We start from the raw sequence: 3,788 nt of genomic DNA on the forward strand, positions 1-3,788 counted from the left end.
TGAACGGGGTGTCGCTGCACTGGTTCGCCGTGCTGTGGCAGGGGCTCGGCGTGGTGGATGTGTGGGCCGCGTTCGGCCGCTCGTTCCGTCTCGGCGTGGCGGTGACGGTGCTCACCGTCGTCATCGCGGTTCTGGCCGGGCTGGCCTTCCGCAAGCGGTTCTTCGGCTCCACGGTGCTGTTCTACACGGCGATTGCCAGTCTCATCCTGCCGTCCATCGCGGTGTCGCTCGGCATCGCGCTGGCCTTCCGCATTCTCGACGATTTCCTGAAGGCGACCGGGCTTGCCGGCGCCGGCTACCAGAGCGCCATGGGCCTGTTCACCTCGGCGCTCGGCGCGCAGCTCACGTGGACGCTGCCGTTCGGTCTGCTTGTCATGCTGGCGGTCTTCAACCGCTTCAATCCGGCCTATGAGGAGGCGGCGCGCGATCTGGGGGCCTCGCCATGGCAGACCTTCCGCCATGTGGTGCTGCCCATCATCATGCCGTTCGTAATCGGCGTGGCGCTGTTCGGGTTTACACTTTCATGGGATGAAATTGCGCGCACGAGCCAGGCGCTCGGCGGCCCGAACACCCTGCCGCTGGAGCTGCAGGGGCTGACCACGACCGTCACCACGCCGGCGATCTATGCGCTCGGCACGCTGACGACGGCGGTGTCGTTTCTGGTCATCGCGGTTACGCTTGCCGCCAGCTACGTGCTGCGCCGCCGGCGACTGCGCGGCCCGTCCGATGCCGGGCGCGGCACGCTGTGACGGGCACGGATGGCGGGGCACCGGCCGGTGACCCCGCGCCGCCCCCGAATCCGCACTCTCTCCCGGGCGGGCCTCTGCCCCCGGGCCCGCATCTGCCTCCCGATCCCGCCCCGAATCCCGCCGGGATTCCGGCTGAGAGCACCGCCTTGCGTATCTGTTTCATCAACCCCAATTCGACCGCCACCATGACGGACAAGATCGCGGCTGCCGCCCGCGACGTGGCCGGGGCTGCCACGCGGATTTCCGCCGTGACCAACACCGCCGGCCCGCCGTCGATTCAGGGGGCCGCCGACGGCGACCGGGCGGCACCGGGCGTTCTCGCCCTCGTGCGGGACCTTGAGGACACGGCCGATGCGTTCGTCATCGGCTGTTTCGATGACACCGGCCTTGCGGCTGCGCGGGCGCTGACGGCAAAGCCGGTGCTGGGCATCGGCGAAGCCGCCATGCAGATGGCCGGGCAGGGCGGGCGCAGCTTCAGCGTGGTGACGACGCTGTCGGCCTCGCTGCCGGTGCTTGAGGCCAATGTGGCGGCCTATGGCCTGCGCGGCCTGTGCCGCCGGGTTCGGGCCTCGGAGGTGGCGGTGCTGGAGCTGGAGGAGGCAGGCGGGGCGGCCGAGCAGCGGGTGGCGGCGGAAATTGCCCGCGCGCTGGCCGAGGACCGGCCGGATGCCGTCGTGCTGGGCTGTGCCGGCATGGCCGATCTCGCCGCCCGCTTCACGGCGCGGTTCGGTCTGCCGGTGGTCGACGGCGTCGCCGCGGCGGTGAGGCTGCTGGAAGAACGCATGGCGCACTGCTGAGGCCGCTGCCGGGGGGGCGGCCTGTGCGGGCCGGTTCTTCGGGCCTTCCGGGCCCGAAGAACCGGCGTCCTGTCAGGCGCCGTCCATTTCGGTCTCGTAGCGCTCGGAGAGCGCCAGCCAGATGTCTTCGGTGGCGGCGATGGCCTTTTCCGTTTCGGCGCGCTCGCGGGCAATGTCCGCGCCTTTGGCCGGGCTGGTGGTGAACAGCGCCGGATCGGCAAGCTGACGGTCGAGAGTGGCGAGGCGGGTGCGCAGGGTCTCGATCTTCTTTTCCGCGGCCTGAATTTCCTTGCGCAGCGGTGCGAGCTGGGCGCGGCGCTCGGCACCGGCCTTGCGCCGTTCCTGCGCGCTCGGGGCGGCCGGCGCCTCGCTGCGCCGCTCGTCTTTCACCGTGCTGCCGGCGCGCGACAGCACCAGCCGGCGATAATCGTCCAGATCGCCTTCAAACGGCGCCACGGTGCCGCCGGCCACCAGCCACAGCCGGTCGGCGCAGGATTCGACCAGATGCCGGTCGTGGCTGATGAGGATGACCGCGCCCTCGAAATCGTTGATGGCCTCGATCAGCGCGGCGCGGCTGTCGACGTCGAGATGGTTGGTCGGCTCGTCGAGGATCAGCAGGTGCGCACCCTCGAAGGTGGCAAGGCCCATCAGCAGGCGCGCCTTCTCGCCGCCGGAAAGGTCCCGGGCGGGGGTATCCATGCGGTCGGTCGGCAGGCCGAACTGGTTGACGCGCGAGCGCACTTTCGCCTCGGCCTCGGCCGGCATGCGGCGGCGCACATGCTCGAAGGCGGATTGCTCCGGCACCAGTTCGTCCAGCTGATGCTGGGCGAAATAGGCCACCTTCATCTTGTTGGCACGGGTGTAGGTGCCGCTTTCCGGCGCGAGCTTTCCGGCGATCAGCTTGGCGAAGGTCGACTTGCCGTTGCCGTTCTGGCCCAGAAGGGCAATGCGGTCGTCCTCGTCGATGCGCATCGTCAGCCGCGTCAGCACCGGGTGGCCGGGCTGGTAGCCGGCCGCGCCGCGGTCGAGCGTGATGATGGGCGGGGCAAGGCGGCCCTCGGCCAGCGGAAACGAGAACGGGCGCACGTCGCCATCGGCAACCGCGGCGATCGGCTGCAGCTTCTCCAGCATCTTCAGGCGCGACTGCGCCTGCCGCGCTTTGGTGGCCTTGGCGCGGAAGCGATCGACGAAGGATTGCAGGTGCCGGCGCTGAAGGTCCTGCTTCTCGGCGCTCTTGCGCAGCAGGATCTGGGCCTCGCTGCGCTGCCGCTCGAAGGAATCGTAGCCGCCGCGGTAGGCGACGAGCTTGCCGTTGTCGAGGTGGACGATGGTGTCCACCACCTTGTTCAGAAGGTCGCGGTCATGGCTGATCAGCACCACCGTATAGGGATAGCGCATCAGGTAGTTCTCAAGCCACAGCGTGCCTTCCAGATCGAGATAATTGGTCGGCTCGTCCAGCAGCAGCAGGTCGGGCTCGGCAAACAGCACGCCGGCCAGCGCCACGCGCATGCGCCAGCCGCCGGAAAAGGAGCGGCACGGCCGCTTCTGCGCCTCGGCATCGAAGCCGAGGCCGGCGAGGATGGCGGCCGCGCGCGCCTCGGCCGAATGCGAGCCGATGTCGGTGAGGCGGGTGTGGATCTCGGCGATGCGGTGCGGGTCGGTGGCGGTTTCCGCCTCCTCCAGCAGGGCATGGCGTTCGCGGTCGGCCTTCAGAACCACCTCGATCAGCGTTTCGTCGGTGCCGGGGGCTTCCTGCGCCACCTGACCCACCTTGACGCCGCGCGCGAGCGTGATGGACCCGCCCTCCGGCGCGATCTCGCCGGTGATGAGGCGGAACAGCGTGGTCTTGCCGGCGCCGTTGCGGCCGACGAAGCCGATGCGCGCGCGCTCGTTGACGACCATGGTGGCGTGGTCGAGCAGCGTGCGGCCGGCGATGCGATAGGTAACGTCGTTGATGGTCAGCATGGAGCGGTCAGTTCCCGACAGGACCTGCTTCTTGCCTCCTTGCCGGCCATGTCGCAAGCCGTCATCGCCCGGTCATGGAGCGCGGCGCAAGAAAAAGACCGCCCGCCGGCAGGCTGCCACGGCTTGCCGCCGGCTTGTCCGGCAGGCTATACGTCCGGCCGAATTCATCCCGAAGCGGGCGCAGAGCCTGCTTTTTCCTGCCTCGTTTGGAGTTCTCACGCTATGGCGATCGAACGCACTTTCTCGATGATCAAGCCGGATGCCACCCGCCGCAACA

General features: G+C 69.2%; 3 protein-coding genes. 2 read left to right on the top strand and 1 reads right to left on the bottom strand.

The genetic code is table 11. From position 1 onward, the window contains the following. Together V7067_RS16265 and V7067_RS16270 are read left to right on the top strand one after the other, a co-directional pair. The coding region (locus V7067_RS16265) for an ABC transporter permease subunit (RefSeq protein WP_334176944.1) at positions 1–749 on the top strand (749 nt) is incomplete at its 5' end. 146 nt (positions 750–895) lie between these two features. After that, a complete protein-coding gene (locus V7067_RS16270; RefSeq protein WP_334176945.1) occupies positions 896–1,546 on the top strand; it encodes an aspartate/glutamate racemase family protein in 651 nt (216 codons plus the stop codon). Between the two features lie 72 nt (positions 1,547–1,618). On the opposite strand, the gene V7067_RS16275 is transcribed toward V7067_RS16270, so the two are convergent. Continuing rightward, complete coding sequence (locus tag V7067_RS16275) at positions 1,619–3,511, bottom strand: ABC-F family ATP-binding cassette domain-containing protein (protein ID WP_334176946.1); 1,893 nt, start codon at positions 3,509–3,511, stop codon at positions 1,619–1,621. Positions 3,512–3,788: the final 277 nt, after the last annotated feature.

Origin of the sequence: Pseudoxanthobacter sp. (assembly GCF_036822375.1) — a bacterium.
Lineage (GTDB): Bacteria > Pseudomonadota > Alphaproteobacteria > Rhizobiales > Segnochrobactraceae > Pseudoxanthobacter.